We start from the raw sequence: 14,613 nt of genomic DNA, 5'->3' as shown, positions 1-14,613 counted from the left end.
GCCGCGCGCCGTGTTTGCCGTCGTTATCCCCCGGCTTTCGCCGGGGGAGCGGCCTTATGCCATGTCGAGCTTACGAGCGCGGACGGCGGGGCGCGCCACCGGCGGGACGCAGCGTCGGGCGCGGGGCGTGACGCACCGGCGCAGGCCCATTCGCGCGACGCGGCGCGCGCTCGGCCTGTTCGGGGCCGCCCTGGACCGCCTCGATCTGGACCGCGCCTTCGGCTTCCTGGCCTTCGGTGCGCTTGACCGCGGACATGAACTTGCTCGCGATCGCGCTCGGCACCTGGAACATCGTCTCGTTCGCGGCGATGCGAATCGCACCGACCTCGTTCTTGGTGATGTGCCCGCGACGGCAGATCAGTGGCAGGATCCAGCGCGGATCGGCGTTCTGGCGACGGCCGATGTCCATGCGGAACCAGACGACGTCGTCGAACCCGTCGCGATGATGCTCCTTGCCCGCTTCCCGCGACGCGCCACCGGCACCCGAACCGCTTGCTTCGATCATCTCCTCGGGCGCGGGCATCCGCGCGCGATAGCTGCGGACGAGCGCCGCGGCGATCTCCTCGGGGGTCTTCTTCTCGAGCAGCTGCGCACCCAATGCGCGATCGTCCTCGTCGATCTCGACGTCTTCCATCAGCATCGTCATCAGGCGCGACTTGTCGGCCTGACGGATGTCGTCGACGGTCGGCGCATTCATCCATTCGACCGCGATCCGCGCGCCGCGCAGCATCATCTCGACGCGGCGCTTGCGCTGATACGGCACGATCAGGATCGCGGTGCCCTTCTTGCCCGCACGACCGGTACGACCCGAGCGATGCTGGAGCGTCTCGGCATCGCGCGGCAGCTCGACATGGACGACGAGGCTGAGCGACGGCAGATCGAGCCCGCGCGCGGCGACGTCGGTCGCGACGCAGACGCGTGCGCGCTTGTCGCGGAGCGCCTGCATCGCACTGTTGCGCTCGTTCTGGCTATGCTCGCCCGACAAAGCGACCGCGGCGAACCCGCGCTCGATCAGCCCGGCGTGGAGATGGCGGACATTGTCGCGCGTCGCGCAGAACAGGATCGCGGTCTCGGCTTCGTGGAGGCGGAGCAAGTTGACGACCGCGTTCTCGATATCCGCGGGGGCGACGGTGACCGCCTGATAGCTGATGTCGCCATGACCACGGTCCTCGCCGACGGTCGAGATGCGCAGCGCATCCTTCTGGTAGCGCTTTGCCAGCGCGACGATCGACTTGGGCATCGTCGCCGAGAAGAGCAGCGTGCGCCGTCCCTCGGGCGACGCGTCGAGGATCAGCTCGAGATCCTCGCGGAAGCCCATGTCGAGCATCTCATCGGCTTCGTCGAGGATGACCGCCTTGATGTTGGACAGGTCGAGCGCGCCGCGCTCGATGTGATCGCGCAGGCGGCCCGGCGTGCCGACGACGATATGCGCGCCGTGGCTGAGCGAGCGACGCTCACGGCTGGCGTCCATGCCGCCGACGCAGGTCGAGATGCGCGCGCCGGCCTTGGCGTAGAGCCATTCGAGCTCGCGGCTGACCTGGAGCGCGAGTTCGCGGGTCGGCGCGATCGCGAGGGCGAGCGGCGCGCGCGGAGGCGGCAGGCGGCCTTCGTCTTCGGTGAGCAACTGGGGTGCGATCGCAAGGCCGAACGCGACGGTCTTGCCCGACCCGGTCTGCGCGGAAACGATCAGATCGCGGCCCTCGGCCTGCGGCTCGATGACCGACGCCTGGACCGGGGTGGGTGCGGCATAGCCACGGGCGGAGAGCGCTTCGGCAAGAAGCGTGGGGAGGTGTGTAAAGGGCATGGTATTCCGAATATGGGGGCGGCGGAGGCGCGCGCCAGAGCGGCTCCCTAGCACGGGTGTGGGCAAAATGCACGGGGGGTGTGGAAAAGGGGTTTTTTGCGGGTCTGTGGGGCGGTGTGATGCGGCGGGCGGTTTATATTGGAGGGCATGCCGCGATACGGCGAGCGACCCACCCCCGGCCCCTCTCTTCCAGGGAGGGGAGTCAGGTTGGCGCCTTCTTGCTCCCCTCGCCGGAAGGACAGGGAGTCAGGTCGACTCCTTCTTCCTCCCCTCCCTGGAAGGGAGGGGTTGGGGGTGGGTTGGCCCGAGGCGGTCGCCAACCGCGATCAGAATCGCTTCGGCGACACCTTCGGGATTCGTGATGACGTCCGAATTCCAGAAGCGAAGGACCGACCAGCCAAGGTTCTCGAGGAATTCGGTGCGTTCGGCGTCATGGGCCGACTCGATGGGCTGGCTGCCGTCGAACTCAATTGCCAGTCGAACGCTGCGACAGGCGAGATCGAGGATGTAGCGGCCTACTACCAATTGCCGGGTGAATCTCGGGCGGTAGGACCGCAAGCGAAGCCAGATCAGCCGCTCCGCCTCGGTGGCGTTGGTTCGCAAGTCGCGGGCGCGCCCTGTCATCAGGGGCGGGACGCGCGGCATTCTGCGAGACTGGCGGTGGGAAATACGGATAGCAACCCACCCCCAGCCCCTCCCTTGCAGGGAGGGGAGCAGGACAACCGCCGCGCGCACCTCCCCTCCCTGGAAGGGAGGGGTCGGAGGTGGGTCGGCCCGAGGCGGCGGGTGCCCGTTGCTTAAAGTGCAATCCCCGCGGCCCAGCCGCTCGCCCAGGCCCATTGGAAGTTATACCCGCCCAACCATCCGGTCACGTCCACCGCTTCGCCGATCGCGTACAGCCCCGGCACCTTGCGGGACTCCATCGTCTGCGATGACAGTTCGGCGGTCGAAATCCCGCCCGCGGTGACTTCCGCCTTGGCGAACCCTTCCGTCCCGTTGGGCGTGAAGCGCCAGTCGGCGAGCTGTCGCGCCGCCGCATCGATCGCCTTGTCGGTCGACGCGCCCATCTCGCCCTCGATGCCGAGCCGGTCCGCCAGCGTCTCGGCCAGCCGCCCGGGCAAGTGATTCGACAAGGCCGACGCAAGCGACACCCGCGGTCGTGCATGTTTCGCCGCAACCAGCCAGCCGGGTTTGAGCGCAGGCAGGAAATCGATCCCGACCGGATCGCCGTGCCGCCAGTAAGACGACACCTGCAGGATCGCCGGTCCGCTCAACCCCTTGTGCGTGAACAGTGCCGCCTCGCGGAAGTGCGTCTTGCCGACCTTGGCGACCACCTCTGCGGCGACCCCGGAGAGCGAGCGGAACAGCGTCTCCTCGCCGCCCAGCGTGAACGGCACCAATGCAGGGCGCGGCTCGACGATCTTCATCCCGAAGCGGCGACCAAGATCATAGGCGAAGCCGGTCGCACCCATTTGCGGGATCGATGGCCCGCCGGTCGCGATCACCAGCGCGGGCGCGGTGACGGTGCGCTGGCCGAAGCTGACGCGATACTGGCCATCGGCATGCTCGACATCGCGCACCGCGCCGCCGAGCGCAATCTCGACTCCCCCCGCATCGCATTCATCTTGGAGCATCGCGACGATCTGCTTGGCCGAGCCATCGCAGAACAATTGCCCGAGCGTCTTTTCGTGCCACGCGATCCCGTAGCGGTCGACCAGCGCGATGAAGTCGGCGGCGGTGTAGCGCCCCAGCGCGGACTTGGCGAAATGCTTGTTGGCGGAGATGTAGCGATCGGCGGCGGTGTTCACGTTGGTGAAATTGCACCGCCCGCCGCCCGAGATCAGGATCTTTTTTCCGATCTGGTCGGCATGGTCGATCAGCAGCACGCGCCGCCCGCGCTGGCCCGCGACGGCAGCGGTCATGAGGCCGGCAGCACCGGCACCGAGGATGATCGCGTCATAGGAATTGGAGGTCATCCGCTCGCCTTAGAGCGATGCCGGGACAAACAGAACCATTTCGTGGTGGCGTACGGATGCTAGTCCGCCAGCCGAGTCTCGATTCGCAAATCCCCCGTGAGCGTGCGGTGCACCGGGCATTTGTCCGCGATCTCCAGCATCCGCTCGCGCTGCGCGGGGGTGAGATCGCCCTCCAGTGTCACCATCCGCTCTATCACCTCAATTTGCGCGCATTTCCCTGCCGCAGCAGCGCAATCGTCGGCGTGGCGACGCCCGTGGTGCAGCGTCACTTCGACCCCCTCCAGCGGAATGCCCTCACGCTCCGCGACCAGCCGCAGCGTCATCGCGGTGCAACTCCCAAGCGCGGCGAGAAGCAGATCATAGGGCGTCGGCCCGAGATCGCTTCCGCCGTTCGCGACCGGCTCGTCCGCAAGTAGGCTGTGCCCCGCCGATTCGACGATCTGCACGAATTTCGCTTCGGTCGAGCTGACGCGGACATGCCCCTCGGGCACCGCGTCGACCGGCATCGCCGCGCCGAGGAACGGCTGGACCCAGGCGGCGATGATCTGCGCGACATAGCTGGCCTGGTCGGCATCGGTCAGCAGATGGTCCGCACCGTCGAGCGCAACGAAGCTCTTGGGATGCTTCGCCGCCTCGAAGATCGCGCGCGCATTCTCGACCGAGACGGTCGCGTCGGTTGCCGAATGCAGCACCAGCAGAGCGCGCTTGAGCCGCGCGAGCCGGTCGGCCTGATCCTGCCCCTCGACCGAGGCGAGGAACGCGCGCCCGATCCGGAACGGGCGGCCGCCGATCGACACGTCGCGCGGTTCGTCCTCCAGATCGTCCGCACCCTTGATGAGATGGAGCACATGGCGCGGATCGAATGGCGCGGCGATCGTCACGACTGCGCGCGCCGACTCGATCCGTTCCGCCGCCGCGATCACCGCCGCACCGCCGAGCGAATGGCCAATCAGGATCGCGGGCGCGCCGACGTCGCCCGACAGGAACTCGGCGGCGGCAACCAGATCGTCGACGTTCGCGCTGAAGTGGCTATCGGCGAACGCGCCTTCGCTTGCGCCGAGCCCGGTGAAATCGAACCGCAAGGTCGCGATCCCTTGTTCGGCGAGCGCGAGGCTGACGCGACGCGCGGCATGGCTTTGCGCGGTGCAGGTGAAGCAATGCGCGAACAGCGCAACCGCACGAATCCGCCCCGGCGGTAGATCCAGCGCGCCCGCGAGCTGATGCCCCTGCGCATTGGGGAAGGTCACATCGCGCTTCATTACCATCTCCGTCTCAGATCGCCGCAACGCGACCCTGAAACGCACAGCAGATGCGCGCAAGCGCCGCGCGCTAGAGCGAGCGCCCGATCAGCTCCTTCATGATCTCGTTCGTCCCCCCAAAGATCCGCGTCACGCGCGCCGCGCGCCATGCCCGCGCGATCGGATATTCGTTCATATAGCCAGCGCCGCCGTGGAGCTGGAGGCAGGCGTCCATCACTTCCCATTGCAGGTCGGTGTGCCACAGCTTGGCGGCGGCGCCTTCCTCGTTGGTCAGCTCGCCCTTCAGATGCCGCGTGATCGCCCAGTCGAGATGCGCCCAGCCGACTTGCAGCTTGGCCTTGAGGTCCGCCAGCACGAACCGCGTGTTCTGAAAATCGAACACCATCCCCGCGAAGGCCTTGCGCGTCTTGGTGAACTCGACCGTCTCATCGAACGCCTTTTGCGCCGACGCATGAACCGACACCGCGATCGACAGGCGCTCCTGCGGCAACTGGCTCATCAGGTAGATGAAGCCCTTGCCTTCCTCGCCGAGACAATTGGTCATCGGCACGCGGACGTCGTTAAAGAACAGCTCGGAGGTATCGGCGGCATCCTGCCCGATCTTGTCGAGCTTGCGGCCCTTGCTGAATCCCTCGCGGTCGCTTTCGACCAGAATGATCGACATGCCCTTCCACGCGGGCTTGGCATCGGGATCGGTCTTGGCGACGACCAAAGTCAGGTCGGTGTTCTGGCCGTTGGTGATGTAGGTCTTGGACCCGTTGATGACATAGTGATTGCCATCCTTCTTCGCCGTCGTGCGGATTGCCTGGAGGTCGGATCCAGTGCCGGGCTCGGTCATCGCGATCGCGGTGATCACGTCGCCCGAAACGAGCTTCGGTAACCACTGCGCCTTCTGCTCTTCGGACCCGTAGGTCTCGAGATAGCCGCAGACGATGTCCGACTGGAGCGAGAAGCCCGCGGGCACGCCGTTATACGCCATCTCCTCGTCGACGATCGCATTATAGCCGAAGTCGAGCCCGAGCCCGCCATACGCCTCGGGCACGGTCGGGCAGAGCATCCCGATCTCGCCCGCCTTGCGCCAGAATTCCTTGGGGACGAGCCGCTCTTCCTCCCAGCGGTTGACGTGGGGAACACCTTCCTTCTGCAGGAAGCTCCGCACCGTCTGGCGGAACGCCTCGTGATCCTCGGTATACGCGAAGCGGCCGGCGACGGAGTCGAGCGTCATCAGATCAGTCCTCTCTTGCAACCTTGTTTTGTGGTGGTGTGCGGCGGGTTTCCGCGAACGTCAACGACTATCGCGACAGCCCGCGCTCGACACGCCCGGACACGGGGGTATGCTAGGGAAAAACCGCAGGAGAGTTCATGAAACTGGCAAGCCTCAAGTCCGGCCGTGACGGTGCCCTCGTCGTCGTGTCGAACGATCTCGCCTGGTATGCGGACGCGAGCCATATCGCGCCGACGCTCCAGGCGGCGCTCGACGACTGGGACCGGCTCGCGCCCGATCTCGAAAATCTCAGCACCGATCTGGAGCATGAGATGATCCCAATGCGGCGCTTCCACGAACATGCCGCCGCGTCGCCGCTGCCGCGCGCGTATCAATGGGCGGATGGGTCTGCCTATGTGAACCACGTCGCCTTGGTGCGGCAGGCGCGTTCGGCCGAAATGCCCGACAGCTTCTGGCATGATCCCTTGATGTATCAGGGCGGATCGGACGGGTTCCTCGGCCCGCGCGACGCAATCCCGCTCGCGGACGAAAGCTGGGGGTGCGATTTCGAGGGTGAAGTGGTGGTCGTGACGGGCGATGTCGCGCAGGGCGCGACGCGAGAAGAGGCGCTTGCCTCGGTTCGGCTGGTCGGGCTGACCAATGACGTGTCGCTCCGCAACCTGATCCCGGGGGAACTCGGCAAGGGGTTCGGCTTCTTCCAGTCCAAGCCCGCGAGCGCCTTTTCGCCGGTGTTCGTGACGCCCGAGTCGCTCGGCGACTCGTGGCAGGACGGCAAGCTCCACCGCACGCTGATGATCGACCTCAACGGCCAGCCGTTCGGGCGAGTCGCGACGGGCGAGGACATGACCTTCGACTTCGGCACGCTGATCGCACACGCGGCCAAGACGCGCGCGCTGGGTGCAGGAACGATCGTCGGGTCGGGCACCGTGTCCAACCGTGACGCGGACGGCGGCCCGGGCAAGCCGATCGCGGCGGGCGGCGTCGGCTATGCCTGCCTGGCCGAGGTACGGACGGTCGAGACGATTCTCGAAGGCGCGGCCAAGACGCCGTTCCTCAAGGCGGGCGACACGGTGCGGATCTGGGCGGAGGACGACAAGCGCCATCCGATCTTCGGGGTGATCGAGCAAACCGTCGGATAACGCCGCCACTCCCGGCGCCGTCTCCGTCAGAAGGGTTCCCCGGCCTGCGCCGGGGAAACATCTCGCTTAAAACTCGTCCCAGTCATCCTTGTCGCGGACCAGTGCCGGGATGGCGGCGGCAGGCAGGGGCTTGACCGGCGCGAGATAAGCGGGCGTCGGCTTCGCGGCGACTGCGCGCGGTGGTGCGGGTGCCTTGGCCACGGCCGGCTTTGCGGCGGGAACGGGCCGGGCGGCGGCGGCGGTCGGTGCCGGCTGGTGGCCGATCGTGAACACCGCCGCCTTTTGCATCAGGACGCCGACTTCGCCGTTGAGGGTGCGGGCCGCTGCGGAGGCTTCCTCGACCATCGCGGCATTCTGCTGGGTGCCTTCGTCCATGCTCTGGATCGCGGTCGCGATCTGCTGGATCGCGGAGGCTTGCGCACTGTTGTCGATCGACATCGCTGCGAGCAGTTCGTGCACCACGCCGACGTCGTCCGAAATCGCGACCAGCGCGTGATCGACCTTGTGGACCGCATCGACCGCGAGGACGACGTCGTTCTGCGTCGCGGTAAGCTGTTCGCGCGCGCGCTTGGCTTCTTCTTCCGAGCGCATTGCGAGTTGCCCGACGAGATCCGCGACGACCGCGAAGCCGCGTCCGGATTCGCCAGCCCGTCCCGCTTCGACCGCGGCGTTCATCGCCAGCACGCGCGTCTGGAACGCGATCTTGTCGAGCCCTTCGATGACGCTGTCGATGCCCTTGGCGCTATCCGATACGCGGTGCATCGCCTGGACCGCTTCGCCTGCGGTATCGCGCCCGGTGCCAACCGTCGCGATCGCCTGGTCTGCGCGCTGGACCGTGCTGTGCGCCTTGTCCGCCCCCGTGCGGAGCCGTTCGTTGATCTGCGTGACCGCGGCGGAGGTTTCCTCGAGCGAGGCCGCGCTCGATTCGGTGCGCCGGGCGAGATCGTCCGATGCCTGTTCGATTTCGGTCGATCCGTTGCGGATCGACCGCGCGCTTTCGGAAACCGCGCCGATCAGATCGCGCAGGCTGGTGAGCGCGGCGTTGTAATGCGTCTTGAGCGCGGCATAACCCTGCGGGAATTCCCGGTTGATCGGTCGGGTCAGATCGCCCTTCGCCATCAGTTCGAGGTGCGCGGAGACCGCGTCGATCACCATCGCCTGGTCGGCATCGGCCTGCTTCTTCACCGCTTCCGCCCGGGCCTGCTCCTGCGCATTGTCCCGCAAGATCACCAGCGCGCGCGCCATTGCGCCGACTTCGTCCTGCCGATCGACTTCGCTGACCGCGATCCCATTGTCCCCGGCGGCAAGGTTTCGCATCCCGGCTTCCATCGTGCCGAGCGGACCGGCGATCGTGCGGCGCGTGACCAGAATGCTGACGGCGATCGCGCCGATGACGCTGAGCAGGCCGACGGCCATCATGGTGCGCTTGGTCGCTGCGGCATCGTCCGAAAGCCGCTTGGTCAGCACGTTCGACGCGCTCTCGCGCTCGGTCATCACGGCGGCCAGTTCCGCGCCGAACCGCGCATCAAGCCGATCAGCTTCCGTCAGCAACTGGCGGGCGGCGTCGTTTTGGTTGCGGAGGCCGTAGCGGGTGGACCTTGCGACGGTCTGCTCGACCTGTGCCAGCCGCGACTGGAGCGCGGCGATCTTGGGTGCCACCGCCGGGTCTGCCTGGCCGATCTTCTGGAGCAGTGCGCGGGCGGCTTCGCCCTGCTGGCGCACGTCGGTCGCCGCGGCGCGGGCCTCGGCGCTGGCGCCATCATACGCCATCACCTTATATCCGGAGTACACCATGGTTCCCGATGCGTCGCCAACCTGCGCGAGCCGGACATTGTTTGGGAGGGTTGCGGTCGTGAGGCTGGCGTAGCTCGTGCTCAGCGCGCTCAATTGGTTTGCGCCATTGTACACGACGACCAGCATGACGATACCGAGCGACACCAACAACGTGGCGATCTTCACGGCGATCTTGAGATTTGAGAAAATGTTCATCGACGCCCCTTTGCGTACCTGTCTGTCCGGCCGGGCCGAGACGACGAAATGATCCCGAACATTATAGATGCGGCGTGCCGCGCCCGGTGCCGGCGGCGGGGGAAATGCGGTCAGCGCAAATAGTCGACCAGGCTGAGGCCGCTCAGTTGGCTGAAGACCGAGTAGCTCGCCTGCAGCATCGTCTTCTGTTGCGACAGATCCATTGCGATTTGGCCGAGGTCGGCGTCCTCGTTGGCGCTGACGATCCCCTTGAACAGGATTGCGCGGTCGTCCGCCCGTGTCGCGAGAGTCTCGGCCTTGGCCTGCCGATGACCGTTCTCGGCGTTGACCGCGCGCACGCCGGTCATCGCGGTGTCAAGCGCGCTGCCCGCCGCCTTCAGCGCCGCGTGCTGCGCGGTGGTCAGCGCTCCGGTGAACGGACCGGCATCGGCCAGCGTGCGGAATATCTGCGCCAAAGCGCCGCCCACGTCGCGCGCGGTGATGCCATAGGTCATGTCTAGATTGTCCGCGACGCGCGCGCTTGCCCTGACCGTGCCGTTGCTGAAATCGGTCGTGGGATCCGCCGCCAGATCGGCCAGCTTCGACGGTGCGAACGGGGGCGTGCTTTCGCCGCCCCCGAACAGCGGCACGCCGCCCTCATCGGCGTTGAGCAGCGCCGAGAATTGCGAGAAGGCGCTCTCGATCGTGTCCTGCAGGCCCGCGGTTTCGCTGGTGCCCTGCGCGGTCAGCAGGCTTTGCTGGAGGCTGGTGCCGAGCGTGTCGATCCCGGTGATCGCGGTGTCGTACAACGACAGCGTCGTGCCGAGTTGCCGTGCGACCCCCGATTGCGCTTCGGCGCGCGCAAGCATCGAATGCGTCGACAGCGTCCGGACTGCCGCGCTGCCCAGCGCGGCGAGATCGTTGGCCTTCCGCCCGGAGGCGAGCTGCGCCTGCGTCACCGCAAGCCGTTCCTGGTTGCGCTGGATGGCATTGGCGGTGAGGCGCTGTTGCGGGATGGTGGCGATGCGGGTCATCTGGGGTCCTTTCAGCGAACCATCGTCAGCAGCGTGTCGTACATCGCGGTGACCGTGCTGATCACGCGCGCGGCGGCGGAATAGCTGTTCTGCAGCACGACCATCTGGGACAGTTCCTCGTCGATGTTGACGCCGGAAAAGCTGTCGCGCCGGTTGACCGTATCGTCGCGTCGCGCAGTGGCTTCGGTGAGGCGCGCCTTGGCGAGCGCGGCAGTGCTGCCCGCACCGCCCAGGACTTGCGCGGCGCGGTGGTCGACCGACATCATGCCCGCCATGCCGAGGTCGATCGGCCGCGACGCCGCATCCGCGTAGGCCGCTCCGCCCCGGCGATCGATGCTGCCGAGCGCGATCCCGCCGGGCGCCGCCGTGGTATCGAGCAAGGCGAGCGGAAGCCGCGCCGCTTTGCCCTTGATGTCGGGGCGGATCTCGCCGGATTCGAGCGTGCTGGCGGTGCCGGTCAGCCCGGCGATCATCGTGAAACTGCGCCCGGTGCTCGCGCGATCGGTCGAATCGCTCGGGATGGACAGCATCGCCCCCGATACGCTGGGGTTGGCCGAGAAGCGCATCCGGCCCGCGGAATCGAGCGCGAAACTACCGTGTTGGCCGAGCGGGCTGGCGTTGAGGTTCGCGACGAGATCGCCGAAACTGCCCCCCGCGGCGGGGGTGAGCGTATGCTGTGCCAACACCCGCCCCGCGCCGTCGCGCAGCATCATTTGCACGGTTCCCCCAGTGGCGAAGCCGTGCGGGTCGCCGGCGGCGAAACCGCTCGGCACGTTCAGCCCGCCCGACCGGATCAGGTCGTTCATGCCGAACGTTTGCGACAGACCGATCCCGGCGCGCTGCGCGGGGGTGGCGGGGTCCTGCCCGATCGCGATCCCGGTGCCGGGTGCGCTCGCCGACAGAATCAGCCGTCCATTCGCAAAGCTTGCGGTGGCGCTGCCGCCAAGCCCGGCGTTGATCGCCGCGACCATGTCGCCGACGGTCGCTTGCGGTCCCATCGCGTCGAAATCGAGCTTCGTCGAGACGACGAGCTTGCCCGCCGCATCGGTGACCGCGACGGTTACCTTGCCGGTGAAACCGAGCCGGTCGGTGGCGGTCAGCGCGGTAGCCGTGCCGACCAGTTGCGCCGGCGCGGGCGTCGCGGTCGCCGCGTTGGACGCCGCGTTGAGCGATTGGCTGAGCCCGGTGAACAGGCTGCCCAGCTGGTCGCGAAACCCCGGAATTGCGCGATCGCGCAGATCGAGCAGCGCGCCAAGCTTGCCGCCGACCGCGGCATTGTCGATCCGGTCGCCGGTCGCCACGCCGGGCAGCCCGGCGGAATCGGCGAAGCGGATGTCGACCCCGGGATAGGCCGGTTGTGCCGCCCCCGCGCTGTTGCCGCCGTTTGGATAGGACAGCAACCGTAGCCGCTGGTCGAGCAACGGCGCACCGCTCGCGGTATCGATCGTGACGCGGCCATCGGGTTGGTCGCGGACCGTCACGCCGATGAGGCCGCTGAGATCCTGGATCGCGAGCATCCGCTGGTCCGACAGGCCGGACGAACTGCGCCCGAGCCCGTCGAGCCGCGACACCGAGTCGTTGAGCGTGCTGATCTGCGTCAGCAACGCATTCACGCGTGACACCGTATCGCCGACTTCGGCGTCGGCATCGGCGGACAGGCTGGCGGCGTCGCGGTCGACTTGCTGGAGCGAGCCGATCGCATCGGCTGTCTTGGCGACGAACGCATCGGCATTCTGCGCGACGGCGAGCGACCCGGTGAGCGCGACCCCCGCGCTGGAGATCGCGTCGAGTTGCGCGGTCAGGCTGGACTCCGCGCCGGGGGCGCCGAGCAACGCCTGGAGCCGGTCGAGATACCCTGCGGTGGTTTCCGCCGCGCCGACGTCACCCGCGCGGCGATAGCTCGCGGCTTCGAGGAAACGGTCGGCGACCCGCGTCGTCTCGCCGACCACCACGCCGCTGACGCGCCCGCCGACGACGTTGGTCGAGATATTGAGCTTTTCGCGCGCGTATCCGGCGGTGCCGACGTTGGCGATGTTGGTCGACACCACGCGCAACCCCGCCTGCGCGGCGTTGAGCCCCGACATGGCGGATCCGAGAATATCGCTGAGCGCCATGTCTTCTGCCCTTTCGTCGCGCGCCGGTGGCTTTTGGTTTTGGCGTGTCCCCGTCCCCGCCCGCCGCTTGCCGCGGTCCCTGTTGCTAGGGGCCCTTCGACGACGCTCAGGGCGAACGGGGGGTGTTGATGGGGCTCGGATCCATCCCAAACCCGTTCGGGCTGAGCGAAGTCGAAGCCCCCGTCGCGTTCACCGCTTCAGGTTGCTGACTTCCTGCAACATGTCGTCGACCGTGGTGATGATCTTGGACGACGCGCTGTAGGCGCGCTGGAAGCGGATCATGTTGCTGAACTCCTGCGCGAGATCGACCGTCGACGCCTCCAGCGTGCTCGCGCGGATCGTGCCCGCACCGAGCGCGCCGGGCTTGTTGATCGCGTAATTGCCCGACGCGTCCGACATCAGGAAGGCGTTGCCCGACATGCGCGTCAGCCCATCGGCATTGGGGAAGGTCGCGACCGGGAGCTGGAAGACCTTGCGCGCGATCCCGTTCTCGAACACCGCGCTGACGATCCCGGTGTCCGACACCTGGACCGAAGCGATGTTGCCGAGCATCCCGCCGTTGACGCTCGACGTGATGAGCGCGGATTCCGACCCGAACTGAGTCAGCCCGCTAAGGCTGCCGTTGCTGCCGATCGCGAGCGTGATCGGGTCGGCGGCGGCACCGTTGGTCCAGCCGGGCGTCAGCGGTCCGAACATCTCGGAGGTATAGACCGACGGGTCGTTGATGATGCTGCCATCGGGATTGAAGCGGATTTCGCCGCTCGCCAGCACACCGCCCGCGGCAGAGACTTCGGCGGGATCGGCGTAGATTTCGCCATGCCACGTGTTCGCGGCGGTCTTGACGAAGCCCATCGTCACGCGGTGCGTGCCGCCCTGCGCATCGTACACGTCGATCGCGCGGGTGAATTGCGGTGGGAGCGTGCCGTTCGCGATGTCGCCGCGCGGGATCGGGCCGGCGACGGCGGCCGCGCTCGACTGGAGATTGGCGCGCAGGTCGATGCTGTTGGTCGCCATCGCGGTGCCGGTCAGGTCGCTCAGCCGCACCGGTTCGAGTGCGGAGACGTTGCCGGTATTGTTGAACGCGCCGCTGTTATCGAGCCGCCAGCCCTGCAGGTAGAATCCGGCGGTATTGCGCAGGAAACCGGCGGTGTCGGGCTTGAACGATCCTGCGCGCGTGAAGGCGACCGCGTCCTGGCCGCCGAGTCCGGTGCGCGTCACGAAGAAGCCGCCGCCTTCGATGCCGAGGTCGGTGGTGTTGCCCGACGCCTGGAGCAGCCCCTGCTTCGAGATCAGCGCCTGCGGTCGCGCGGAGACGCCGCCCGCCGAATAGGTCGTCCGCGATCGACCGTCCGTCACCAGCGTGCTGAACTGCGTGTCGGTGCCCTTGTAGCCGATCGTGTTGATATTGGTGATGTTGTCCGCGACCGCGGCCATTGCGGCGGATTCGGCGCTGAGACCGGAAACACCGGCATAAAGGGCGGAATAAAGGCTCAACCGGGGTCTCCCACGTCGCAGGGTGCCGGATCGGGTCCGGGCGTGTCGCAACCATCATAGACAGGGCACGGGAGCGCGGGCGTGGCTCCACCGAAAGGCGGAGCCACGGTGGGCGACGGCGGCCGAAATGTGCCCGTCGCGCCCGGCGGGCGCAGCGTGCGGCTATAACATCCGGACCCCACCACGGAAGGACACGCGATGCGCAGCTTTGCCTTGCACGACGGCGAGACGTTGATCGTCAACGGCGCCGTGCTGCGCGTGCCGGTCGCGGCCGAAGTGATCGTCGACAATTCCGCAACGGTGCTGCGCGGGGACGCGATCATGCGCGCAGAGCAGGCCAACAGCCCTGCGCGGCGCCTGTATCATGCCTGCCTCCAGGCCTATGTCGGCACCGACGTCGTCACACAGCAGCAGCGCATCGTTACCGATCTGCGCAAGGTGCTGGAACGCCAGGGCGACGACGCTGGTCGCGCGGCCTGCGTCCGCTTCGCCAATGCGGTTGCCTCCGGAAATTACGTCCACGCCTTGCGCGAATGCCTGACGCTGATGGAACAGGAAGGCGTTCCTTCGCGCGCGATCGCCACGATGCTCGCGGCCTGA

General features: G+C 67.3%; 11 protein-coding genes. 2 read left to right on the top strand and 9 right to left on the bottom strand.

From position 1 onward, the window contains the following. Positions 1 to 70: 70 nt before the first annotated feature. The 5 genes from ABIC16_RS18285 to ABIC16_RS18265 form a co-directional block, all read right to left on the bottom strand. A complete protein-coding gene (locus tag ABIC16_RS18285) occupies positions 71 to 1,804 on the bottom strand; it encodes a DEAD/DEAH box helicase (protein ID WP_354292153.1) in 1,734 nt (577 codons plus the stop codon). Between the two features lie 246 nt (positions 1,805 to 2,050). Next, complete coding sequence (locus tag ABIC16_RS18280) at positions 2,051 to 2,449, bottom strand: endonuclease domain-containing protein (protein WP_354292152.1); 399 nt, start codon at positions 2,447 to 2,449, stop codon at positions 2,051 to 2,053. 152 nt (positions 2,450 to 2,601) lie between these two features. Continuing rightward, positions 2,602 to 3,780, bottom strand: a complete 1,179-nt coding sequence (locus tag ABIC16_RS18275) for a BaiN/RdsA family NAD(P)/FAD-dependent oxidoreductase (protein ID WP_354292151.1) — start codon at positions 3,778 to 3,780, stop codon at positions 2,602 to 2,604. Between the two features lie 59 nt (positions 3,781 to 3,839). Continuing rightward, entirely contained in the window at positions 3,840 to 5,039 is a 1,200-nt protein-coding gene (locus ABIC16_RS18270) for a bifunctional alpha/beta hydrolase/OsmC family protein (protein ID WP_354292150.1), read from the bottom strand. Positions 5,040 to 5,109: 70 nt separating this feature from the next. Further along, entirely contained in the window at positions 5,110 to 6,264 is a 1,155-nt protein-coding gene (locus ABIC16_RS18265) for an acyl-CoA dehydrogenase family protein (protein WP_354292149.1), read from the bottom strand. A gap of 137 nt (positions 6,265 to 6,401) precedes the next feature. Between ABIC16_RS18265 and ABIC16_RS18260 the strand changes: the two genes are divergently transcribed. Continuing rightward, positions 6,402 to 7,403, top strand: a complete 1,002-nt coding sequence (locus tag ABIC16_RS18260; RefSeq protein WP_354292148.1) for a fumarylacetoacetate hydrolase family protein — start codon at positions 6,402 to 6,404, stop codon at positions 7,401 to 7,403. A gap of 66 nt (positions 7,404 to 7,469) precedes the next feature. Here ABIC16_RS18260 and ABIC16_RS18255 read toward each other — a convergent pair whose 3' ends face one another. The 4 genes from ABIC16_RS18255 to ABIC16_RS18240 all read right to left on the bottom strand — a co-directional run bounded on the left by ABIC16_RS18255 (position 7,470) and on the right by ABIC16_RS18240 (position 14,013). After that, positions 7,470 to 9,392, bottom strand: coding sequence for a methyl-accepting chemotaxis protein (locus tag ABIC16_RS18255; RefSeq protein WP_354292147.1), 1,923 nt, complete (start codon positions 9,390 to 9,392; stop codon positions 7,470 to 7,472). Between the two features lie 110 nt (positions 9,393 to 9,502). Further along, positions 9,503 to 10,405: a flagellin family protein gene (locus tag ABIC16_RS18250; RefSeq protein ID WP_354292146.1), complete on the bottom strand. Its 903-nt coding sequence runs from the start codon at positions 10,403 to 10,405 to the stop codon at positions 9,503 to 9,505. An 11-nt stretch (positions 10,406 to 10,416) separates the two neighbouring features. Continuing rightward, positions 10,417 to 12,519: a FlgK family flagellar hook-associated protein gene (locus ABIC16_RS18245; protein ID WP_354292145.1), complete on the bottom strand. Its 2,103-nt coding sequence runs from the start codon at positions 12,517 to 12,519 to the stop codon at positions 10,417 to 10,419. Positions 12,520 to 12,708: 189 nt separating this feature from the next. Beyond that, entirely contained in the window at positions 12,709 to 14,013 is a 1,305-nt protein-coding gene (locus tag ABIC16_RS18240; protein ID WP_354292144.1) for a flagellar hook protein FlgE, read from the bottom strand. Between the two features lie 198 nt (positions 14,014 to 14,211). Between ABIC16_RS18240 and ABIC16_RS18235 the strand changes: the two genes are divergently transcribed. Beyond that, the gene (locus ABIC16_RS18235; protein WP_354292143.1) at positions 14,212 to 14,613 is read left to right on the top strand and encodes a flagellar biosynthesis repressor FlbT; all 402 of its coding nucleotides are present in this window, start codon (positions 14,212 to 14,214) and stop codon (positions 14,611 to 14,613) included.

The organism is Sphingomonas sp. PvP055, assembly GCF_040546365.1.
Classification (GTDB): domain Bacteria; phylum Pseudomonadota; class Alphaproteobacteria; order Sphingomonadales; family Sphingomonadaceae; genus Sphingomonas; species Sphingomonas echinoides_A.
Note: the sequence above shows the minus strand (reverse complement) of the source record. Positions and strands in the feature narration are given on the sequence as shown.